This is a genomic window from Lyngbya sp. CCY1209, from assembly GCF_055795065.1.
Map to the genome: position 1 here is coordinate 1 of NZ_JAYFER010000340.1, position 317 is coordinate 317.

At 47.6% G+C, this 317-nt stretch carries 1 protein-coding gene; it reads right to left on the reverse strand.

What is annotated here, in order from left to right; genetic code table 11:
* Positions 1 to 317: reverse transcriptase domain-containing protein (locus AC0QHF_RS09730; protein ID WP_324704009.1), on the reverse strand; the 317-nt coding region annotated here is incomplete at both ends.

Here is a 317-nt window from a genome sequence, read left to right on the forward strand (position 1 = left end):
ACCATTCCATCCAGTGCGATGTTGGCGAGGAGTGGACTTATTACCCCTCCTTGAGGTGTCCCGGCTTTTGTGTCGTCGAATACGCCATTGTCCATAACCCCGGCTTTTAACCATTGTCTGATATTGCGCCTAATGGTCGTTGGACAGTGAAGTTTGGATAGCAGGTAATCATGGTCAATTTGGTCAAAGCATTTGGCGATGTCGGCATCGAGGATGTAGTATCCCATTTTGTTGATACTGATAAATATTCTGCCAATTGCGTCAAGGGTTGAGCGTCCGGGTCGAAACCCATAGCTTGTCCCCTCGAATTTAGGTTC